General features: G+C 73.0%; 15 protein-coding genes and 2 pseudogenes. 7 read left to right on the top strand and 10 right to left on the bottom strand.

Annotated elements, in window-relative coordinates:
- Positions 1 to 97: 97 nt before the first annotated feature.
- Together ACFV04_RS01265 and ACFV04_RS01260 are read right to left on the bottom strand one after the other, a co-directional pair.
- On the bottom strand, positions 98 to 1480 hold the full coding sequence (locus ACFV04_RS01265; RefSeq protein WP_380525969.1) for a DUF4331 domain-containing protein: 1383 nt from the start codon (positions 1478 to 1480) through the stop codon (positions 98 to 100).
- 296 nt (positions 1481 to 1776) lie between these two features.
- On the bottom strand, positions 1777 to 2931 hold the full coding sequence (locus tag ACFV04_RS01260; RefSeq protein WP_380334352.1) for a HoxN/HupN/NixA family nickel/cobalt transporter: 1155 nt from the start codon (positions 2929 to 2931) through the stop codon (positions 1777 to 1779).
- Positions 2932 to 3320: 389 nt separating this feature from the next.
- Here ACFV04_RS01260 and ACFV04_RS01255 point away from each other — a divergent pair, with 389 nt between their 5' ends.
- The gene (locus ACFV04_RS01255; RefSeq protein ID WP_380525967.1) at positions 3321 to 5027 is read left to right on the top strand and encodes a high frequency lysogenization protein HflD; all 1707 of its coding nucleotides are present in this window, start codon (positions 3321 to 3323) and stop codon (positions 5025 to 5027) included.
- A 29-nt stretch (positions 5028 to 5056) separates the two neighbouring features.
- Positions 5057 to 5389, top strand: a complete 333-nt coding sequence (locus tag ACFV04_RS01250; RefSeq protein ID WP_380525965.1) for a hypothetical protein — start codon at positions 5057 to 5059, stop codon at positions 5387 to 5389.
- 19 nt (positions 5390 to 5408) lie between these two features.
- Here ACFV04_RS01250 and ACFV04_RS01245 read toward each other — a convergent pair whose 3' ends face one another.
- From ACFV04_RS01245 to ACFV04_RS01225, 5 genes are all read right to left on the bottom strand, one after another.
- A complete protein-coding gene (locus ACFV04_RS01245) occupies positions 5409 to 6734 on the bottom strand; it encodes a tetratricopeptide repeat protein (protein ID WP_380525963.1) in 1326 nt (441 codons plus the stop codon).
- A 73-nt stretch (positions 6735 to 6807) separates the two neighbouring features.
- On the bottom strand, positions 6808 to 7437 hold the full coding sequence (locus ACFV04_RS01240; RefSeq protein ID WP_380525961.1) for a class F sortase: 630 nt from the start codon (positions 7435 to 7437) through the stop codon (positions 6808 to 6810).
- A gap of 89 nt (positions 7438 to 7526) precedes the next feature.
- Positions 7527 to 9161 (bottom strand): DUF4331 domain-containing protein, encoded by a 1635-nt coding sequence (locus ACFV04_RS01235; RefSeq protein ID WP_380334366.1) that lies wholly within the window; start codon positions 9159 to 9161, stop codon positions 7527 to 7529.
- Positions 9162 to 9716: 555 nt separating this feature from the next.
- Positions 9717 to 10937, bottom strand: coding sequence for a ParB/RepB/Spo0J family partition protein (locus ACFV04_RS01230; protein WP_380525959.1), 1221 nt, complete (start codon positions 10935 to 10937; stop codon positions 9717 to 9719).
- Positions 10937 to 11575 carry a ParA family protein gene (locus ACFV04_RS01225; RefSeq protein WP_360256319.1) on the bottom strand — a complete coding sequence of 213 codons (639 nt, stop codon included), beginning with the start codon at positions 11573 to 11575 and terminating at the stop codon, positions 10937 to 10939. Before ACFV04_RS01225 ends, ACFV04_RS01230 begins: the two co-directional genes overlap by 1 nt.
- A gap of 755 nt (positions 11576 to 12330) precedes the next feature.
- Between ACFV04_RS01225 and ACFV04_RS01220 the strand changes: the two genes are divergently transcribed.
- On the top strand, positions 12331 to 12759 hold the full coding sequence (locus ACFV04_RS01220; protein WP_380525957.1) for a VOC family protein: 429 nt from the start codon (positions 12331 to 12333) through the stop codon (positions 12757 to 12759).
- A gap of 19 nt (positions 12760 to 12778) precedes the next feature.
- Here the strand turns inward: ACFV04_RS01220 and ACFV04_RS01215 are convergent, their stop codons facing one another.
- Complete coding sequence (locus tag ACFV04_RS01215; protein WP_380334373.1) at positions 12779 to 13714, bottom strand: LysR family transcriptional regulator; 936 nt, start codon at positions 13712 to 13714, stop codon at positions 12779 to 12781.
- A 136-nt stretch (positions 13715 to 13850) separates the two neighbouring features.
- Between ACFV04_RS01215 and ACFV04_RS01210 the strand changes: the two genes are divergently transcribed.
- Together ACFV04_RS01210 and ACFV04_RS01205 are read left to right on the top strand one after the other, a co-directional pair.
- On the top strand, positions 13851 to 15095 hold the full coding sequence (locus ACFV04_RS01210; RefSeq protein WP_380334375.1) for an MFS transporter: 1245 nt from the start codon (positions 13851 to 13853) through the stop codon (positions 15093 to 15095).
- 120 nt (positions 15096 to 15215) lie between these two features.
- A complete protein-coding gene (locus tag ACFV04_RS01205) occupies positions 15216 to 15815 on the top strand; it encodes a cysteine hydrolase (protein ID WP_380525955.1) in 600 nt (199 codons plus the stop codon).
- 148 nt (positions 15816 to 15963) lie between these two features.
- Here the strand turns inward: ACFV04_RS01205 and ACFV04_RS01200 are convergent.
- Positions 15964 to 16494, bottom strand: a pseudogene (locus ACFV04_RS01200) (aminotransferase class III-fold pyridoxal phosphate-dependent enzyme); the annotation flags it as partial.
- A 408-nt stretch (positions 16495 to 16902) separates the two neighbouring features.
- Between ACFV04_RS01200 and ACFV04_RS01195 the strand changes: the two are divergent.
- Positions 16903 to 18243: pseudogene (locus ACFV04_RS01195) on the top strand (class II 3-deoxy-7-phosphoheptulonate synthase); the annotation flags it as partial.
- A gap of 198 nt (positions 18244 to 18441) precedes the next feature.
- On the opposite strand, the gene ACFV04_RS01190 reads toward ACFV04_RS01195, so the two are convergent.
- Entirely contained in the window at positions 18442 to 19578 is a 1137-nt protein-coding gene (locus ACFV04_RS01190; protein WP_380525953.1) for a serine hydrolase domain-containing protein, read from the bottom strand.
- A gap of 140 nt (positions 19579 to 19718) precedes the next feature.
- On the opposite strand from ACFV04_RS01190, the gene ACFV04_RS01185 reads away from it, so the two are divergent.
- Entirely contained in the window at positions 19719 to 20021 is a 303-nt protein-coding gene (locus tag ACFV04_RS01185; protein ID WP_380525951.1) for a hypothetical protein, read from the top strand.
- Positions 20022 to 20106: the final 85 nt, after the last annotated feature.

Here is a 20106-nt window from a genome sequence, read left to right as displayed (position 1 = left end):
GCGCGGTGCGTTCTCCCCCTAGGTTTGGGTGGGGTGCGTGGGGGGTGGGGCGGGGGCCGGGCGGCGCAAGCGGGGCCCCCCCACCCGGCGGGGAAGGTCAGTTGGGCTGGTTGACGGCCTTGTCGTACGGCAGCGCGAGGTAGGGGAAGGTGGTGCCGAACGGCTTGTCGGCGGTGTTGACCTTGTCGCCGGCGGCGAGCGCGGGGATGAGGTGGCCCGGGGTGGCGCCCTCCATCACCTGGAGGGCGATGTCGACGACGTCGTCGGTGAGGCGGCGGCCGTTGGGGAAGCCCTGGAGGTCTCCGTCGAGGACGCCGAGCCGGTCGGGGTTCGGGGTGACCGGGGTGGACATGTTCAGCCGCAGTTCCTCGGCGGGGACGAACCTCTTCGGGTCGATGTCCCGGTTCATCAGCTGGGAGTTCAGATCCACCTGGAAGGGGCCGCCGGTGGCCTTGGCGATGCCGGTGAGGAAGATCTCCTGGAGGTCGGTGCGCGGGGTGGCCGGGGCCGGGAGGCCGTAGATCGCCTGGATCAGCTGCGGCACCTCGGGGTTGAGGACCTTGGCGACCACGGCGGGCTGGTTGTGGTCCTCGGACGGCGGGAGGGAGTTGAAGGCGTCCTTGAGGCCGGCGGGCAGGACGACCTCGTTGACGAGCGGGTTGCCGAGGCGGGAGACCTGGACGAACGTGCCGGCCGGCTCGGCCTTGCCGGGGCTGAGCTTCAGGGTCTGCTTCTCGGTGCTGGACCAGACACCGATGACGGGGTTGCGGGTCGCGTCGCCCTTGTGGGCGAGGCGGCTCTTGGGCACCTGGATGGACAGGGAGTTGACGTTGTACCCGGCGAGGGTGTTCTGGCCGACCTCGGAGAGGTTGCCGCCGTAGAGCAGGTCGAAGATCCGCAGGTCGAGGAAGAACGGGTCGGCGGCCTGGGTGGCCACGGTCTGTCCTCCGCCCGGCAGTTGCACGGTGGCCTGTCGGCGCAGCCCGGCGTAGTCGGGCATGGACGCGCGGCCGGTGTCGGACGGGGCGGCGGTGCCGTGCTCGACCAGGGTGACCGGGTCGCAGCCGGGGCGCAGCTCCTGGAGCGTGTAGTACTGGCGGAACAGCAGGGTGGGGTCGGTGAGGTTGTTCACGACGCCGTTGTTGTAGAGGAAGGTGTCGGTGCCGCGCCGGTCCTCGGTGTGGAAGGTCCAGCGGTAGGTGAGGTCGGGCTTGCCGGTGCCCTGGGAGTCGATGTTGATGTCGTAGTGCGCCCCGTCGGCCCAGGGGTAGAAGTTGGGGCCGCCGTTGGGCTCCTGGAACGGCAGCCAGTTGGCGACCAGGGTGACGGTGTCCTGGTTGTCGGGGCTGGTGAAGGCGTAGACGTCGGTGTTGTCGACCTGCGGGTCGGCCGCGATCAGCGGCGCCTCGCGGTGGCTGGAGGCGTTGCCGGTACCGGCGCCGGATCCGAGGATCGCGGTGCCGGCGAGCGCGAGGCTCATGCTGGTGAGGATCGCGGCGGTACGGGCGGTCGGGCTTCTGCGGGCAGGTCGGCGCGTGACGTTCATGCGGGTGGGGTTCTCGCTTCCGTGACGGGCGGGTTCCGCTCCGCGCCGAGGGAGCGGCGGAGCGGGGATCCGGCTGGGCAGCCGCACTCGGCACTGTGGACCGGATCCCGTCACGGTTTCGCGAGCGGTGCAGGTGTGGTCGGGTTGCCTCACTCCCCTGGGCCAGCGACGTCACCTGCCCGGGTGCACGCCACTCGTTTTTCGTCCGCGTTGCCGTCCCTGACGCGGCCTCAGCCTTCGTTCGTGGCGGCCGGCGGCGCGGCGACCGGGGTCGGCACGTTCCATCTCTGCTCGATCCGGGCGAACCTCCACACCGCGAGCGCGATGACCCAGGTGGCGAAGAACAGGCCGACGATCACGAAGCCGACCGTGTTGAGGTCCAGCCCGGACACCCAGTCCCAGAAGGCACCGTGCAGGTCGAGCTTGTCGGCGAGCAGGCCCAGCAGCTCGACGGTGCCGATGACGAGCGCGACGGCGACCGACAGCCCCGTGATGGTCAGGTTGTAGTAGATCTTGCGGACCGGCTTGGAGAACGCCCAGCCGTAGGCGAAGTTCATGAACGACCCGTCGATGGTGTCCAACAGGCACATCCCGGCGGCGAACAGCACCGGCAGACACAGGATCGCGTACCACGGCAGACCCGACGCGGCCCCGGAACCGGCCAGCACCAGCAGGGCGATCTCGGTCGCGGTGTCGAACCCGAGGCCGAAGAGCATGCCCAGCGGGTACATCTGCCACGGCTTGCCGACCGACCGGGTCACCCGGCCCAGCACCCGGTTCAGCAGGCCCCGTTTGTCCAGCTGCTCCTCCAGCGCGCTCTCGTCCAGGTGCCCGGAGCGCATCTGCCGGAACACCTTCCAGATGCCCACCAGGACGACGAGGTTGACGATCGCGATCAGGTACAGGAACGAGCCGGACACCGCCGTGCCGATCAGGCCGGTGACCCGGTGGAGGCCGGAACCGTCGTCCTGGAGGGGGCCGGCGAGCGACTTCACTCCGAAGGAGAGCAGGACGGCGAGGGCGAACACGATGGACGAGTGCCCGAGGGAGAACCAGAATCCGACGGAGAGCGGCCGCTTGTGCTGCTCCATGAGCTTGCGGGTGGTGTTGTCGATCGCGGCGATGTGGTCCGCGTCGAAGGCGTGCCGCATGCCGAGGGTGTAGGCGGTGACGCCGATCCCGACACCGAAGCTCTTCTCCCCGACGGTGTGGTGCTCGGGCGCGACGACGGCGACCAGCGTCACCCAGCCGATCACGTGCAGCGCGACGACGAACGCCCCCATCCCGGCCAGGCGCCGCCACTCCTGACGGGTGATCGACGCCACGGCGGTCGCGCGGGGGGATCTCGGCGGGTCCTGGGAGGGGGAGACGGATGAGGAGGCCATGGGTGTCCTTCCTGCATCTGCTGCTGCCGCACCGCAGTCGGTGCGGTGAGGTTGTAGGTGCACTATGGGTGCAACAAGGAGTCCTGTCACGGGGCGCGCCGGGGGCGCGAGGAGGTGCACACCGGCGCCTTGTCGCAGGTCCGCCGGGCTGCGGCCATCCGTTCGATGCATGGGAACGGGTGTCCGGAGGTGATGCCCCGGCGGAGTGACGCCGCCGCCCGGGCCGGAGTGGTGCCAATCCCGAGTCACCTCCGGGCCCGGATGGTGTGCGTCGGGCAATCGCGCCCGCATCCCCTTCCTGCCGGGCCGGGCTTCGCCGCGGCGGCCGGCCCCGTCCCCGGAGGCCCAGCGTGGCGGTTCCCCGATTCCTCGCCCGGGCAGGTGTGGCCGTGTCGGGCACGCTGTTCCTGCTCGGCGTCACCGTACCCGCCGCAGACGCCCATCCACTGGGGAACTTCTCCCTCAACCACTACCTCGGCTTCACCGTCCACCCCGACAGCCTGGAGGTCCTCGCCGTCACCGACGCCGCCGAGATCCCCACCCTCCAGGAACAGCCGAGGATCGACCGCAACGGCGACGGCACCGTCGACGACGACGAACGCACCGCCTGGGCCGCCGAGCAGTGCGCCCGGACCGCGCAGGGCCTCCAGGTGACGACCGACCGGGCGGCCGCGGCCCTGACCTGGCGAACGGACTCCGCGCGGTTCCGGTACGAGGACGGATCGGCGGGCCTGCGCACCAGCCGCCTGGAGTGCGTCCTCCGGGCCGACCTGCACCTCCCGGCCGACGGCACCACGGTGCGGGTCACCAGCGGGAGCGACCCGAGCCGGGTCGGATGGAACGAGATCACCGCCCGCGGCGACGGGACCACGGTCGATCACACCGACGTTCCGGCCCGGTCGGTCTCCAAGGAACTGCGGGACTACCCCCGCGACCTGCTCGACAGCCCCAGCGGTGTCACCCGCGCCCAGTTCCACGCCCGTCCCGGCGACGACGCGGCACCCGCCCGCGAGGCGAGCGTGACGGCGGACGGCTCCGGGCCCACGGCCTGGCTCGCCGGCCTCGACGCCCGCCTCACCGAACTCGGCGCCACCCGGCGGCTCACGGTCCCGCTCGGCCTGCTCGCCGTCCTCCTGTCGATCGTGCTGGGCGCCGGACACGCGCTGCTGCCCGGACACGGCAAGACCGTGATGGCCGCCTACCTCGCGGGCCGTCGCGGCAGCACCCGGGACGCCGTCACCGTCGGCGCCACCGTCACCGTCACCCACACCGCCGGCGTCCTCGTCGTCGGGCTGTGCCTGACGGCGTTCTCCTCGCTGGCCGGCGACGTCCTGCTCGGCTGGCTGGGCGTCCTCAGCGGTGCCCTGGTCGCCGCCGTCGGCGCCGGCCTGCTGCGGGACGCGGTCCGGCGCGCCCGGAGTGCCCGAGCGCACGAGCACCTCCCGCACTCCCACGGGGGCACGGGCAACGAACCCCTCAGGGAACTCGCGCACGTGTCCGCGGCACCCGCACCGAACGATCACCACGACCATCCGCACCCTCCCGACCACGCACACGACCACACCCACCCCGACCACCCGCACCCTCATCCGCACGACCACCACCACCGGCACCACGGTCACCCCCACGACCACCCAGGGCACGACCACCCAGGGCACGACCACCCAGGGCACGACCACCGAGGGCACGACCACCGAGGGCGCGACCACGGCCACCGGCACGGCCTGTTCGGAGGCGGCCACCATCACCACCACGACTCCGCGACGCCAGGCCGCCGCCGTCTCATCGGCCTCGGGATCGCCGGCGGCCTGGTCCCCAGCCCCTCGGCCCTGGTGGTCCTGCTGGGCGCCGTCGCCCTCGGCCGGACCCTCTTCGGCGCGGCCCTGGTGGTCGCCTACGGCCTGGGCATGGCGGCCACCCTCACCGCCGTCGGCCTGCTCCTGGTCCGCCTCGGCGACCGGCTCGCGGGCACGGCGGAAGGCCCCGTCGTCGGCCGACTGCGTCGAATCGCCCCCTACAGCGCCCTGCTGACCGCCCTGCTGATCCTGATCGTGGGGCTGGGCCTGGTCGTCCGAAGCCTCCCCTCGACCCTGTGAACACCAGCCCCCACCGGAGGCCGATCACCATGACCACCCGCCGCGCGCACCTGCTGTGCCTGGTCCTCCTCGCCGCTCCGCTGCTGGCGGCCTGCGGCGACGAGCCAGGCGGCAGCTTCGACGCCCAGCCCGGCACGCCGTCCCCGTCCTGCCTCCTGCACCAGAGCCGGGAGCCGGGCACCGACTACACCGGCGGGGAGAAGTCCGATCCGCGAGCGGTGCTGGAGATGATGCGCTTCTACACGGCCAACGGGACCAAGACGTACTGCGACGGCAAGCCGCCGAGCGACACCGACCGCCGCTGGACCGACCTGTACGCGGGCCTCGGCGGCGACCCGAGCCGCGTGGCGCGGCCGAAGTAGGAGACGACGCGCCCGTCCCTCAGCCCGCGGCCCCGAGTGCGGTCAACGCGGCGCGGGCGGCCGGGGCGTGCAACGGGTGGAACGCCGGGTTGATCGCCAGCGCGGTCTCCAACTCGGCGCGCGCCTGGCCGAGTTGCCCGAGCCCCTGCAGGATCACGGCACGGTGGTAGTGGAAGAGGGCGTTGCGCATCCCCAGGGCCAGGGCCTCGTCGGACTGTGCCAGCGCCTCCTGGTCGCGGCCGCCGGCGTGCAGCGCCCAGGCGTAGGCGTCGTGCATCTCCAGGAACGGCCTTGTGGTCAGGCCGTGTTCGGCGATGGCGAGGGCTTCGGCGGGGTCGCCGTGGTCGGCCTCGAACAGCGCCGCGTCGGTGTCGAGGGCGACGCCGTTGTCGGTGAACAGCCGCTGCTCGGCGCGGAACACCCGGTACTGCTGCTGCGCCTCGGCCGTGCGGCCCAGGGACTGGAGCAGTTCGCCGAGTTCGAGCACGTACTCGGGCTGGGGGACCTGCGTGACGGCCCGCCGGAGGTCCGCGACGGCGGAGGCGGTGTCACCGAGGGCGGCTTCGGCCTTGGCCCTGGCCTCCAGGAGCGAGGCGGTGCCGGGCGCGGTGCGCAGGCCCGCGTCGGCGTGGGTGAGCGCGGTCTTCGGGTCGCCGTTGTCGAGGGCGAGCTGGCTGAGGTGGTAGCGGGCGAAGGCCCGGTCGGCGGGGGTGTTGGCGTCGTCGAGTGCCCGCTTCATGGCGGCGGTGGCCGCCGTCGGGTCGCCGCGCAGCTCCCACGTGTAGGAGGCACGGGCCAGCGACGGGGTGCCCGGCTTGAGGTCGACCATGCGCTGCACCGCGTCGAACGACTCCGGGTACCGGCCGAGCTGGGTGTAGGCGTCGGCGAGGGTCCCGTAGAGGGTGGAGCTGTCCGGGTTCACGGTGATCGCCCGCTGCGACCAGTCGAGGGCCGCGGTGAAGTCGTGCCGGGCGGCGTCGAGGGCGGCCATGCCGGCCATGGCGGTGAAGTTCTCGGCCGGGTCCGTCTCCAGCGACCGGGTGAGGACGGCTTCCGCCTTCGGGTAGTAGGCCGGGTCAGCGGTGATCTTGGCCTGCTGGACGTAGGCGAGGCCGAGGGACGCCATGGCGAGGGCGTCCGCGGGGACCGTCCTCAGGTGCTCCTGCAGGCCCCGGATGTCCGCGTCCAGACCGGTGCCGGTCGCGTCCCGACCGGTGCCCGCCTGCTCGGAGGCGGCTCGGGTGCCGTCGCCCCGAGGGGCCGGCCCGAGGCCGCCGGCGAGGAACAGCCCCACGCCGAGGGCGGTGGCCACGGCGGCCGGCAGCAGAGGGCGGCGTCGGTTCACGGCGAACTCCAGGTGGAAGCGGGTCGGTGCGACCGCTCGGCCAGGCGGCCGGGGTGTCGGTGTGGCTGCTCGGTCAGGCGGCCGCGGTGTCGGTGCGGGCCGGTGAGGCGAAGACCACCAGGTTGGCGAGGTACTCCCGGCTGGCCCGGTCGTAGGCGCCCCCGCAGGTGATGAGCCGCAGACTCGGGTCCGCAGTGGACCCGAACACCGTGTCGTCGGGGAACTCGTCCTTGGCGTAGCTGCGCAGGGCCTGGACGGTGAAGAGACCGGTGGTGCCGTCGGCCGCGTCCACGGCGACGGTGTCGCCCGGGAGCAGGGCGGACAGGCCGCTGAACACGGCCGGTCCGGTGAGGGAGTCGACATGGCCGACGATCACCGCGGTACCCGGGTCCCCGGGGGCCGGCCCCTGGCTCCACCAGCCGGCGACCGCAGGGTCGCCCGGTGTACCGAGGTGTCCGTCGCCCTGGACCTGAAGGTCGGTGAGCGGGCTGTCCACCCCGATCCGGGGTATCCGTATCCGCACCGGCGGTATCTGACGGCTCGTGGGTGCCGGGCCCGCGGTGCCGTGGCGCGTCGTGTCGGACGGCTGCCCGGGGATGTCGCCGATGTCCTGGACCGCGGCCGGTCCCGGGCTTCCCGATCCGGTGGCGAGGCTCACCGTGCCGGCGCCGGTCAGGGCGAGGCCGAGAGCCAGCGTGGCCACGGCGGTGCTCCGGCTGGGACGGCTGCGCGCGTGCCCGGGCCGTCGGCCCCACGCGAGGAGGGGCCGACGGCCGCGGCTGAACGGACGTGTCACCGCTGGGCGCTGTGCCGTCGGCGCAGCATGAAGACGGCGGCTGCGGTGAGCAGGACCCCGCCGCCCAGCGCACTGGCGCCGGCGATCGGGAAGCCGCCCAGGGACAGGCCGCCGAGGCCGGCGGCGACGCCGCCGCCGGGGTTGCCGGAGGTGGCCTGGTTGACGGCGGCGGTGTTCGGCAGTGCGACGTAGGGGAACGCCGTGCCGAAGGCGTGGTCGTTGGCGTTCACGCCGTCACCGGCGGCCAGGGCGGGCACGATCGTTCCGGTCTGTGCCGCGCCCTCCAGGGCCTGGAGTTCGATGTCGACGACGTCGTCGGCGAGGCGGCGGCCGTTGGGGAAACCGGCCAGGTCCTTGGCGAGGACACCGAGGCGGTTGGGGGACGCCGCCGGCGGGACGGACATGTTGAGGCGCAGTTCCTCGCCGGGCAGGAACGCGTCCTTGCTCACGTCGGCGTTGAGGAGCTGGGAGTTGAGGTCGGCCTGGATGGGACCGCCGGAGTTCTTCGAGATCCCGGTGAGGAAGATCTCCACCAGGTCGTTGCGCGGGGTGGCGGGCGCCGGGATGCCGTAGACGCTCTGGATGAGCTTCGGCACGATCGGGTCCTTGACCTTGTCGACCACCGGGGTGACGGTGGCGTCCTTCTCGGGGCTCAGCGCGTTGAAGGCGTCCTTGTACTTGATCGGGACGACGACCTCGTTGACCAGCGGGTTGCCGAGCCGGGAGACCTGTCGGAAGCCCTCGCCGCCCTTGTCGTCCTTCGTGCCCTCGCCGCCCTTGTCACCGCTGCCGACGACCGTCGCGCCCCTGCGGTCGGTGGTGGACCACACGCCGATCACGGGGTTGCGGGTCGGGTCGCCCTTGAGCGCGAGGTCCTTCTTGGGGACCTGGATGGCGATGGTGTTGACGTTGTAGCCGCTCAGGGTGTCGTGTCCGGACTCCTTGAGGTTCCCGCCGTAGAGCAGGTCGAAGACCCGCAGGTCGAGGAAGAACGGGTCGTCAGCCTGCCCGGCGTAGGTCTGCCCGCCGCCGGGCAGGTCGAACGTCGCCTGCTTGCGCAGCGACGCGTAGTCGGGCATCGAGGCCTGGCCCGTGTTCGACGGCGCAGCGACCGCGTCCTTGAGGAGGGTCTTCGTGGACCCGTCCGCACGGGTCTCCGTGAGGGTGTAGGTCTGGCGGAAGTTCAGCGTCTGGTCGTCCAGGTTGTTCACGACACCCGTGTTGTAGAGGAACTGGTTCGCGTCGTCGCGGTAGTGGTTGCTGAACGTCCAGGTGTAGGTGGTGTCGGCCTTGCCGTCACCATCGGCGTCGATCTTGATGTTGTAGCGCGCGTCGTCCGCGAACGCGTAGAAGTTCGGCCCGCCGTTGGGCTCCTCGAAGGGGATCCAGTTCGCGATCAGTGTGACGGTGTCCGGCTTGTCGGGACTGACGAAGGCGTACACGTCGGTGTTGTCCGCGCGGGGATCACCTGCGATCAGCGGCGCCTCACGGTGGCTGGAGGCGGAACTGACACCGGGCGCGAGACCGGCGAGGGCACCGGCGGCGGCGAGGGCGAGCGCGCCCATCCCGGCCAGCGGCCGTTCGGCGCGGCGCGCGAGGGAGGGCCGGCGGGGCGAAGGGGGAGGCTGCATGGTCCGTCTTTCGAGAGGATGGTCCGGACGGTTGGTGTGCCGCGCCTGACCGGCACACCGGTCTCGCGGACGTCGAGTGACGCCGCTTCCGGGTGCGGCGAGCTCCGTGGCGCCGTCACCGTGACCGGGCGCGACGCGCGTGCGGGGCCGATGCCGGGCATCCCGCGGTGGCACGGTGGCGCGACTCCACTGCCGGACGGAAGGTGGTGAGCCCTTCATAAAGTCATCACATACCGGGTTGCCGTGCCTACCGCATTGCGCCGTTCGGGAGTCGGGGCAGCCTGCGGTCCTCCCGGCCGAGGCGATCAGGTACGGGGCGGCAGCCCGGTGGTGAGGTCCACTCGGCGCGCCGGTCTGCTCGGCGCACCGGCCAGGTCGGCGACGGACCGGTGGACCCCTTCCTCGTCGCGGGCCCCGGCGGCCGCCTCCCGCGCCGCGACCGGCTGCCCGGCACGGTGCTCGCTGCGCAGCCCGGACAGGCAGCTCCGACACGCAGCCCCGACACGCAGAAGTGCCCCCCCCCCCCGGCTGGGGGGGCGGGGCACCGTCGATGCCTCAGCTGCTGGTGGTCAGCAGACGGTTGGCGAGGGCGTCGGCGAGGCGGTAGGCCTCGTCGGCGGAGAGGGTGCGGCAGATGGCGTCCGCCAGTTCCTCGACGTCGTGCCAGTCGACGGCGTCGAGTCCCTCCTGGGAGGTGGTGTCGGCCGGCTTCTCGCGCTGTTCCGGCATCGCGAGCGGCTCGGAATTTTCCGCGGAAAATCGGTCGGTGCTCGCAGCGGCTTCCGCGCTCGCACGCGGAGCCTGCGGGGCGGGTGCCGGACGGGGCGCCGCAGGCGCCACCGGCTCCGCCGCCGGGGGTGTCACGGACGGCGTCGCCTCCGCGGTCGGCTGGGGGGCCGGTGCGGGGGTGACCACCGGCTGCGGAGCCGGAGCCGGAGCTGGAGCCGGCTCGCTGGCGGCAGGGGCCGGGGCAGCGGCGGGAGCGGCCTTGACCGGGTCCTTGGCCGAGGCCTTCGCCTGCAGCCTGGCCGCCCGCTTCGCGGCGACGGCGTCGGCGTCGGCCTGGAGCAGGTGGTCCAGTTCCGCGGTCTGTTCGGCGAGGGACATCTCATCGATGCCCTTCACCGATCCGAGCCGGCGGGCGACGTTGATGGAGATGCCCTCGTCGCCGCGTGCCTTGGCCCGCACCTGGCGCTGGAGTTCCGGGTGGAGCTTCAGCAGGTTCTTGCGGTGCGAGATCCAGCTCTGGGACCAACCCTCGGCCTCGGCGGCCTCCTTGGCGGTGGGGTACTGCGCCACGATGAGCAGGACCGCGTTGGCTTCTTCGATGGGGTCGAAGTCCTTGCGGGCCATGTTCTCGTCGAGCGCGGCCCGCAGCAGGGTCGCCTTGGACTCCGCGACCGTGTCGTCGACGACGACGAGCAGTTGTTCCCGCCCGTACAGTGCGGCGGCGGCGCGGCGGCGGTTGCCGTTGACGATGATGACGTCCTGCGGTCCCGCGTCGAGGGTCTGCCGGTCCTCGGGCCACAGCCGGAGGTAGGCGGCGGGGGTGACGGCGAGGCAGCTCTGGAGCTGGCGGTCCTTGATGCTCGCCAGGTCGGAGAGGTCGCCCAGTTCGTCGCGGGGGTTGCGCGGGTTGGGGAGGCAGTTGGCGGTGGGGACCCACCGGGCCGGGGTGTCGGTCGCGGTGGCGCCGGTGTTGGCGCTGTCCACGCCCGGGGCGTCGACGACCGGGTCGGCGGCCATCGACGCGAACGAGACGCGACGGCCGGCCATCAGCGGCCCCCGTACCCGAGTTCGAGGGACAGGCGGAAGAAGTCCTCGCGGGCCCGGTAGGCGGTGCCGCTCTCCTTGTACTGGGTGACGACGGTGCCTTCGGCGACCGCCCGCGAGTGGATCTTGTAGCGGCGCAGGACGGTCTTGGCGCGGGGCCAGCCCTTCGCCGCGATGTACGCCTCGGTGTCCTCCAGGTCGGCGCGGCCGTCCCGGGGGTCCCAGTTGTTGATGACGATCCGGAAGGGGATGTCCATCGGTTCGATGACCTTCTGGATGGTCCGGGCCGTCGGGTCGAAGCACAGCGGCTCGGTGATCATCGGGACCAGGACGTCATCTGCTATTTCCAGGGCCCGGCGCAGGATCTCCTCGTCGGCGAGGGTGCCCGGGGTGTCGATGAAGATGTGCTCGTACTCGTCCTTCTCGCCGAGGACGTCGAACGTGCAGGCCGCGAGGTTGACCGTGGTGGTGGTCTTGCCCACGCCGCCCTTCTGGTTGGCGATGACGTGGATCTTCGCGCCGGTGTTCTTGAGGTTGATCAGCTGTTCGGCATGGTCGTGTGCCGCCATGAAGTCGAAGGGCAGGTTGTCGCCCACTCTCTCCGCCCAGACGACGGCGGACCCCTGGGGGTCGGTGGACACGACAAGCACGGATGGCTTCATGATGTTCCGTTCTCTCCGTGGGCTTCCCGGGCGGACTGCCCGGTACTGCGGACGCCCGCCGCTCGAAGTCGTGAACGGCGAACAGGAACAGCATCCCAGAAGATCAACTGGGATCGTGACGCGACCCGCCTGTGTTCGCGCACAATGATCGGATCCGGGACCTGATTGCTCACCGGAAACCGCTGGTCCCACGGTGGGGAAGGCGGTCCGCCGACGGCGATCCGCGGCCCGTGGACCACCGGGGCGGAGGGGGGAGGGAACGGGAATCGGGCACGGCGCCGCCGTATCGCGCACTCCGGAATTCCGGCGGAAGCGGCGTTCCGGCATTCCTGACGGATCGACGGATCGACGGATCGGTTGATCGACCGAACCGTGAATCGGCGGGTCCACGAATCGACCGATCGGAAAGCATCGGATGCCGGCGGAGCCCGTCGGAATTCCCCCGATTCACGCGGCCGCGTCGGACCGCCGGGTGCCGCCGCGCCGCTGCCCACCGCGAACGGGCCCTCGGACGTCCCGATCACGACCGCGCGTCGCGCGTCGTCGTGCCCCTGTGCCACCCGGCCCCCGGCTGTCTGTCCCGCCTGCTCTGTCCGCCCGCGGGCCTGCTCCGCCCAACGGCTTTTCCCGGGAGGGGAGTCGAGGATCCGACGGTGCGTCAGAACTCGACCCGCGCACGGCCGGCGGGACATAAGCGGGAGACACGGAGGAGATGCGCCCTCTACGGTGCGAACATGTCACCGATCAGGAAGTTCCAGGTCACGTTCGATTGCGCGGAGCCCGTGCGCGTCGCCCGCTTCTGGTGCGAGGTACTGGGGTACGTCATGGCGCCGCCGTCGACGGAGTTCGCCACGTGGGAGGAGTACGACCTCTCCCAGCCGCCGGAGAAGCGGGGGTCGTGGTGCGCGTGCAGCGATCCCTCGGGGGTGGGACCGCGCCTGTACTTCCAGCGCGTTCCCGAAGGCAAGACCGTCAAGAACCGGGTCCACCTCGACGTGCGGGTCGGCACCGGGCTCGTGGGCGAGGAACGCCTCGCCACGCTCGAAGCCGAGGCCGAGCGACTGCTCGCGTTCGGCGCGGTGCGCGTGGAGGTGCTGTACGACGGCACCGACTCGTGCATCGTGATGCAGGACGTCGAGGGCAACGAGTTCTGCGTGGACTGAGCGGGCGGGCCGCCGGCGGTCAGCGCGGGAGCGCCCAGTCCGGCCTCCACGTGCCGGGGGCGTCGTGGCCGGTGACCGTCGCGGCGAGGTGGGCGCGGAGGGTGGCCAGCGCGGGGTGGGGGTTGTCGCGGTGCCACAGGAGGGAGTGCGGGTAGACGGGGGTCGGGTCGGTGACCGGGATGCGGCGCAGGCCGTGGCCGGCGGGCCAGACCAGGCGGGTCTGCTCGCTCATGAAGGTGGCCAGGGCCGGGGTGTCGGCGATGGTGTCGAGGAGCGCGTCGGAGCCGAAGTTGGGGCCGGTCGCCTCGATGGTGAGGCCGTACGCGGCGACGAGGTCGTCGTAGTAGGCGCCCCACTCGGTGCCGGGGACGATGCCGGGCATCCAGATCCGGTGGCCGACGAGGTCGGCGACGGTCACCGACCTGGCGCCGGCCAGTGCGTGGGCGGGGCCGGTGAGGAGCTGGAGCGGTTCGTCGAGGACCCGGACGGACACGATGTCCTCGGGCAGGGGCCGGCCGGGTGCGGCGACGGCCCGGAAGGACGCGTCGACCGTGCCGGACCGGATGGCGGCGACGGCCGTCTCGATCTCGAACAGCATCAGCACGTCGAGGTCGACGTCCGGGTGCGCGCGGTGGAAGTCGCGCATCAGGCCGGACACCGCGCCCCGTGAGTTGATCACGTCGACGCGCAGCGCGCGGTGGCCGGCGCGCACGGAGGCGACCGCGCGTTCCGCGACGCGCAGCAGTTCGCGCGCGTGCGGCAGGAAGGCCTGCCCGTCGATGGTGAGCTCGGCTCCGCGCGGGGTGCGGGTGAACAGCCGGACGCCGAGGTCGCGCTCCAGCGTCGCGACGCGTTTGGAGACGGCCTGCTGGGTGACGGTGAGGTCGACGGCGGCCTTCTGGAACTGGCCGGCTTCCGCGATGGCGGCGAAGGTGCGCACTGCTTCGAGGTCCACGCCGACCCACCCTAGTGGACAACCACTGGTTGTGTGAGGTGGGCGGGATGGTTGTTTGACCTGCCATTGTGTCGCCCGATTAGCTCTCACCGGTCAACTTCGCTTTGTTCGGTCGGGACGTCGAGGGAGCAATCACATGCTGGGCAGGAGGCGGCTGGGCCGGCAGTTCGGCTGGCTGTGGGCGGCGTACGCGGTGAGCGCGTACGGGTCGGGGCTGGGGTTCGGGGCCCTGCCGATGATCGCCGTGCTGGTGCTGCACGCCGGCCCGGCGGAGGTGTCCGTGCTGTCCGCGGTGGGGCCCGCGATGGGCGCGCTGATCGCCGTGCCGCTGGCGCCGTGGGTGGAGTTCCGGCGGAAACGGCCGGTGATGATCGCGACGGACCTGACCCGGTTCGCAGCCATGGCGACGATCCCGGTCGCCTACGCCTTCGGGTGGCTCGGCTTCGGCCAACTGCTCGTGGTCTCGATCGTGGTCGCCGCGGCCAAGATCGCGTTCGGCGCGGCCAGCGGTGCCCACCTCAAGGCCCTCGTCCGGCCGGAGGACCTGCTGGTGGCCAACGCGCGCTTCGAGTCGACGAACTGGAGCTCCATCGCGGTCGGGCCACCCCTGGGCGGGGCGGCGATCGGTCTGTTCGGGCCGGTCACCACCGTGCTGGCCGACGCGCTCAGCTACCTGCTCTCCGCGCTCGGCATCGCCGCGATCGGCGGCCGGGAGGAGGCGCCGCGGCCGGCCGGGGACGACCGGCTCCGGGCGGGCGCCCTGCTCGACGGCTGGCGGCACATCCTGGGAGACCCCGGCCTGCGGGCCCTCTACCTCAACAACGTGCTCGTCTCCGGCCTGATCATGGCCACCGAGCCGGTCCTCGCGGTGCTCCTGCTCCGCCAACTCGACTTCGCGCCTTGGCAGTACGGCCTCGCCTTCGCCGCGCCCTGCCTCGGCGGACTCGTCGGCTCGCGGCTCGCCCGCCGGGTCGTGGCCCGGTACGGCCGGGACCGGGTCTTCCGGACCGTCGGCACCCTGCGCGCCGTCTGGCTGATCGGCCTGGCCTTCGTCCGCCCCGGCGTCGTCGGCCTCGTCACCGTGATCGCCGTCGAGCTGGCGATCATCGTCAACATGAGCCTGTACACCCCGGTGCTCGCCACCTACCGCCTCGAACGCACCCCCGGGCACCTCGTCGCCCGCACCCTGTCGGCCTGGTCGATCGGCCAGCAGACGGCCATCGCCGTCCTCACCGCGCTCGGCGGACTGCTCGCCGACGCCACCGGGCCGCGCACCGCCCTGGCGGCCGCGGGACTGCTCATCCTGGCCACCCCGCTGCTGCTGCCCCGGCGCGAGCAGGTGGCGCGGCAGGAGCCGGAACCGGCCGGCAGCCACGCGTGACGCACGTCGGGCCCCGCGCTCCGACGGACCGGTATCGCCCACCGGGCACCGATCCCACCGAGCATCGATCCCACCGGCCACCGATCCCACCGAGCACCACCCGTCAAGGAGGACACCCACGTGAGCACGACCCCCGCACTCGACCCCGCGCACACAGCCCTGCTGGTCCTGGACTGCCAGCCCGCGGTCCTCGCGGCCCTGCCCGGGGACGGCGCCCGCGAGGCTCTGCTCGACCGCGTGGAGGAAGCGGTCGCCGCCGTACGCGCCGCCGGCGGCACCGTCGCCCACGTGCGGGTCGGCTTCACCGAGGACGACTGGGCGGCCGTCCCGGACGCCAACACGTCCTTCGGTCCGGTGGCGCGGTACCGCGCCCTGCACCACGAGGACCCCGCCACGGCCGTCCACGAGCGCCTGGCCCCCCGGGACGGCGACATCGTCGTGCGCAAGACGCGCTTCGGCGGCCTGTCCACGACCGACCTCGACCGGCGGCTGCGCGAGCGCGGCATCACCTCGCTGGTCGTGGCCGGTGTCAGTACCGGCGGCGCCGTCCTGTCCACCGTCGTCGACGCCGCGGACCGCGACTACCGGCTCCACGTCCTGTCCGACGGGGTGGCCGACCCGGACGCGGAGGTCCACGACCTCCTGCTCCGCCGGGTCCTGCCCTCCCGGGCCGGCATCCTCGACACCGCGGAACTGCGCGCGCTGCTCCGCGCCGCCTGACCCGGGGCCCGGGCCGCCGGCGCCGGGCGCGCCGCGGGCCACCCGCTCCCCCGGGACGAGTCGGGCCCTGCCTGTTCCCGCAGGCAGGGCCCGTACCGGCGTCCCCGCGGGGGCAGTCGCGGGGACGCCGGGGCCGGAGGCAGGCCGGTCAGATCCTGCGGTACGCCTCGGTGGGGCAGAGGCGCATGATCTGCTCGATCTCGTCGAAGGTCGACTGGTCGGCGATCGGCGATCGGCGATCGGCGGTGGGGCGAACGGGACGACCGGGTCGCCGCGGTCGTCGGCGCGGCAGTAGAGCCCGTTGTCGAACAGCGTCTTGGACAGCTAGCCGTAGAGCACGCGCTCGCACTGCTCGTCGGTGAAAGTGGTCTTGGCGGCCTTGTCGGTGACCAGTTCGACGCCGTGGAAGTAGCCGTTTCCGCGGACGTCGCCGACGATCGGCAGGTCGCGCAGCTTGTCCGACGTCTTGAGGAAGCTGCCCTCGTCGGCCGGCACGTGCTGGTCGATGCCCTCGCGCTCGAAGATGTTGGTTGGCCGGCGCGACGGCGGCGGAGACCGGGTGGCCGCCGAAGGCGTAGCCGTGCGGGAAGACTGCGTCGCCCTTGTAGAACGGCTCGGCGATGCGGTCCGAGATGGTCGTGGCGCCGATCGGGGAGTAGCCGGACGACATGCCCACCGCCCTGGCTGCCCGTCCTGCCCGTCCTGCCCGGCATCACCCGGTTGCTGCTCCGGCGCCTCGCCGCGCGGCGAGGCGTCGAGGTGCGCCACGAAGCGCGCCGGCCGCAGGACCCGGACGGCCTGGAGGTGTGGACGGCGAACGCGTTGCACGGCATCCGCCCGGTCACCGCCTGGCAGGACCGGGCGATGACGCCGGCCGCACCCGACCGGGCCGCGCGCCGGCAGGCGGCGCTGCTCCGCACGGCGACGCCTCCGGAGCAGCAGGATGGGTCGGACCAGCAGGGTGAGTGGATCCGGCCGGGCGGTGATCCTGCTGACCGTCACCTCGGACGGGCAGGACGTCGTGACCGGCCTGCGGCCCGGCTGCTGCTTGCCGTGAACCCGGACGACTTCCCCCCGTGCCGCCCCCGTGCCGCCCAGCGACAAGGACAAGACGCTGAACACCCACCACTCCTGGCGTGACCTGCCCGCCGCCCAGCAACCCGACCGGCCCGACCGCGCCGCCCTGCACGACGTCGTCGCCGAACTCGCGGGCTTCCCGCCGCTCGTGTTCGCCGGCGAGTGCGACCAGCTGCGCGCCCGGCTGGCCGCGGTCGCCCGCGGCGAGGCGTTCCTGCTCCAGGGCGGCGACTGCGCCGAGACCTTCGACGGCGTCTCCGCGGGGCAGATCGAGAACAAGCTGAAGACGTTGCTGCAGATGTCCGTCGTCCTGACCTACGCCGGATCCGTTCCGGTGGTCAAGATCGGCCGGATGGCCGGGCAGTACGCCAAGCCGCGGTCCCGCGACACCGAGGTGCGGGACGGCGTCGAACTGCCCGTCTACCGCGGCGACGCCGTCAACGCGCCGGAGTTCACCGCCCGCGCCCGCACCCCCGATCCGGACCGGCTCAGACGGACGTACCACGCCTCCGCCGCGACGCTGAACCTGATCCGCGCGTTCACCACCGGCGGCTACGCCGACCTGCACCGGGTGCACGCCTGGAACCGCGACTTCGTGGCGGGCTCCCCGGCCGGCGAGCGCTACCGGGAACTCGCCCACCGGATCGACTCCGCGCTGACCTTCATGCGGGCCTGCGGGACCGACCCGGCCGTCCTCAGGACCACCGAGTTCTACGCCGGCCACGAGGCCCTGCTGCTGGACTACGAGACCGCGCTGACCCGGACCGACTCGCGCAGCGGCGACCTCTACGACGTCTCCGGGCACATGATCTGGATCGGCGAGCGGACCCGTCGGCCCGACGGCGCCCACGTCGGGTTCGCCGCCCGGATCCGCAACCCGGTCGCGGTCAAGCTCGGCCCGGACGCCACCCCGGACGACGCGCTCGCCCTGGTCGACCGCCTGGACCCGGACCACGAACCCGGCCGGCTCACCCTCATCACCCGGATGGGCGCGGACAAGGTCCGCGACCTGCTGCCGCCGCTGGTGGAGAAGGTCACCGCCTCGGGCGCGCCCGTGGTCTGGGCCTGCGACCCGATGCACGGCAACACCTTCTCCTCCGGGAGCGGCTACAAGACCCGTGCCTTCGACGACATCGCGGACGAGGTCAGGGGCTTCTTCGAGGTGCACCGCGCACTGGGCACCCACCCCGGCGGCCTCCACGTCGAGCTGACCGGCTGTGACGTCACCGAGTGCGTCGGCGGCGCCACCGCCATCAGCGACGCCGACCTCGCCCTGCGCTACGAGTCCGCCTGCGACCCCCGGCTCAACCGGAGCCAGTCCCTCGACCTGGCGTTCCTGGTCGCGGAACTGCAGGTCCGGGCGCGGGCGCAGGAGCAGGAGCAGGAGCAGGCAGGAGCGACGGCGCAGGCGCGGCCACCGGCACACCCGGGGCCCGTCGGCCGGTGAACCCCGGGCGAGCGACGCCGCGGTGGTACGCGCGGCGCCGCGGACGCCGGCCCCCGGGAGGGAAGCGGAGCAGACCCGCCCCCGCCCCGGGGCCGTCGCGGCTCAGCCGTCCGCGATGCCCAGCGCCGTGCGGACCTCGCGGGCCAGCCGCGCGTCCAGGGAGCCCGTGGTCATCCGGTTCTTGACGAGCGCGAAGGAGAACCGGTGCGCCGGGTCGGCGAACCCCGTGCTGCCGCCCGACCCGCTGTGGCCGAACCCGCCCGCCGGCCGCACCGGCGTGGAGCCGTCCCCGACCAGGAAGCCGTAGCCCATCGTCCACGGGATGCCCAGCGTCCGGTCCACGCCGCTCACCCGGCCCGTGGTCGCCTCCCGCAGGGTCGGCGCCGAGAGCAGCCGCACCCCCGCCGGCTCACCGCCGCCCGCCAGCGCCGCGTACAGCCGGGAGAGCGCACGCGCGGTCAGCACACCGTTGGCCGGCAGCGGCGTGCGCCGGAAGTCGGCACGGTTGGCCAGCCCGGCCACCGGGAACACCGCGCGCGGCGCGGCGACCAGGAACGGCGCCCCGGCCGGCATCGCCTCCAGCCGCGCCGCCCACCCGCCGTCGTCGCAGACGGCCACCCGCGACTGCAGGCGCTCCGGGGCGTGGAACAACAGGTCGTCGGCGATCCCGAGCGGCCCCGCCAGCTCCTCGCGCAGCAACTCGTCACAGCCCCGGCCGGTGGCCCGGCGCACGATCTCGGCCACCAGCACCCCGAACGTCCAGGCGTGGTAACCGACCGCGCTGCCCGGCTCCCACAGCGGCGCCTGACCGGCCAGCCAGGCCGCAGTCGCCGGAAGGTCCAGCAGCCGTTCGGGCGTCACGTCCGCCGGCAGCTGCGGCAGCCCGGCCGAATGGGAGAGCACCTGGCCCAGCGTGACCCGCTCCTTGCCGGCCGCGCCGAACTCCGGCCAGTACCGGGCCACCGGCTCCCCGTACGCCAGCACCCCCCGGTCCACCAGCACCGCCACCAGGGCCGCCGCCACCCCCTTCCCCGTCGACCAGGCGGGCACCAGCGTGTCCGGCCCCATCGGTCGGCCCCCGGCCTCGTCGGCCGCGCCCGCCCAGGCGTCCACCACCAGCTCGCCGTCCAGCCACGCGGCCACCTGCACCCCGAGCTCCGCACCGGACCCGGTGACCTCGCCCAGGATCTCCTCGACCCGCCGCTGCGCCGCGTTGTCCGGCGCCGTTCCGCTCCCCATCGCTCCCTCGTCCCCCTTCGTCCGCTGCCGGACCCCGTGGAGAACGGGGCCCGCTCACGGACTCCAACTCGGCCGACCACCGGAACGATCCCGCCCTGCAGCCGCCCCGCAGCCGCCCCGCAGCCGCAGCCGGTGGGCCGGTGGGCGCGTGGCGGGCCGGCAGCCGCAAGCTGATGACGGTGTTCGCCGAACACGCCCTGCGTGACGTACCGGCCGGCAGCCCGCTCGCCGGGATCCAGCCGCACGCGCTGCGTGAGCGCAGCCGGCGCTTCGGCCTCTCGGCGCTTCCGACCTCGCGCGCGGCCAAGGACCGGCGGGAAAGCGTCGCCCGGTCGTCGGACCTCGTCCCCGACGACGACCGGCGTGTGCAGCGACTGCGGCACCTGACGGCCCGCCTGCTCAAGGCGTGGAGGTTCGACACCGCGCTGGAGCAGGTCCGCTGACGGGCCGAGGCCGCCCGCCGCTGCCGTACGCCGCCCGATGACCACGTCGCGCCTCGTGCTGCCGGGCGAGAGCCTGCGGGCCGAC

The organism is Kitasatospora sp. NPDC059599 (genome assembly GCF_042735125.1).
Lineage (GTDB): Bacteria > Actinomycetota > Actinomycetes > Streptomycetales > Streptomycetaceae > Kitasatospora.
This window is presented reverse-complemented; position numbering and strand designations above follow the sequence as displayed.

What these genes read in the sequence shown, in the direction of transcription:
- ACFV04_RS01190 (WP_380525953.1), bottom strand. Translation starts at nt 19,578, where the DNA reads ATGGGGAGCGGAACGGCGCCGGACAACGCGGCGCAGCGGCGGGTCGAG.
- ACFV04_RS01210 (WP_380334375.1), top strand. Translation starts at nt 13,851, where the DNA reads ATGCTGGGCAGGAGGCGGCTGGGCCGGCAGTTCGGCTGGCTGTGGGCG.
- ACFV04_RS01230 (WP_380525959.1), bottom strand. Translation starts at nt 10,937, where the DNA reads ATGGCCGGCCGTCGCGTCTCGTTCGCGTCGATGGCCGCCGACCCGGTC.
- ACFV04_RS01265 (WP_380525969.1), bottom strand. Translation starts at nt 1,480, where the DNA reads ATGAGCCTCGCGCTCGCCGGCACCGCGATCCTCGGATCCGGCGCCGGT.
- ACFV04_RS01220 (WP_380525957.1), top strand. Translation starts at nt 12,331, where the DNA reads ATGTCACCGATCAGGAAGTTCCAGGTCACGTTCGATTGCGCGGAGCCC.
- ACFV04_RS01260 (WP_380334352.1), bottom strand. Translation starts at nt 2,931, where the DNA reads ATGGCCTCCTCATCCGTCTCCCCCTCCCAGGACCCGCCGAGATCCCCC.
- ACFV04_RS01235 (WP_380334366.1), bottom strand. Translation starts at nt 9,161, where the DNA reads ATGCAGCCTCCCCCTTCGCCCCGCCGGCCCTCCCTCGCGCGCCGCGCC.
- ACFV04_RS01250 (WP_380525965.1), top strand. Translation starts at nt 5,057, where the DNA reads ATGACCACCCGCCGCGCGCACCTGCTGTGCCTGGTCCTCCTCGCCGCT.